The sequence below is a fragment of the Streptomyces olivaceoviridis genome (assembly GCF_014650115.1).
GTDB classification, from domain to species: domain Bacteria; phylum Actinomycetota; class Actinomycetes; order Streptomycetales; family Streptomycetaceae; genus Streptomyces; species Streptomyces olivaceoviridis.
Genome location: NZ_BMUI01000128.1, coordinates 1 through 647, shown reverse-complemented (window position 1 = coordinate 647; position 647 = coordinate 1). Strand labels below are relative to the sequence as shown.

Here is a 647-nt window from a genome sequence, read left to right as displayed (position 1 = left end):
CGGGAATGCTCGAGGACGCCATCTTGGGAAGGGAGGTCAAGCTGCTGATGCCGGGGATTGAGGGCAGGCTATCCATGCTAGGGAGCGAGGGCAAGCTGCTCATACTGGGGATTGAGGGCAAGCTGGACATGCCGGGGATTGAGGGCAGGCTGCTCATGCCGGGGATCGATGGCAAGCTTGACATTCCGGGGATCGATGGCAAGCTTGACATTCCGGGGAGCGACGGCATCGAGGGCAGGCTGCTCAAACCGGGGATGGCAGAAAGGCTGCTGGCTCCAGGAAGAGAGCCGATCAATGGAAGAGATCCGAGGCCGGCGTCACGTTTGAGCAAGTGGGGAATCAATAAGCCGGAGGTGGACAAGGGTGAGGCTTGGTGGGCGCCGTTCAATGAGCCAAGCTTGGAGGTAAGGCCTTGAGTGACAGGAAGAATGGAGCCGACGCTGCCGAGCACCGGGAGGGTTTGGACACCGTTGGTGAGCGAGCCCACGGTACCCAAGAGGTCGAGGCCTCCTAGTTCACGGCGCTCAAGGGAGCGAGTGACCTCGTCTAAGGTGCCCTCAAGGTCAATTAGTCCACCCTCGCCAATCAACTTAGTGTCCGAGAGGACCCGGCGCTCAAGGGAGCGAGTGACCTCGTCTAAGGTGCCC

Annotated in this window: 1 protein-coding gene; it reads left to right on the top strand. The window is 60.7% G+C overall.

What is annotated here, in order from left to right; translation table 11 throughout:
* Window positions 1-416, top strand: a 416-nt coding sequence (locus tag IE273_RS45600; protein ID WP_229888151.1) for a hypothetical protein, incomplete at its 5' end; no start/stop codon positions are given.
* Between the last annotated feature and the right edge of the window lie 231 nt (window positions 417-647).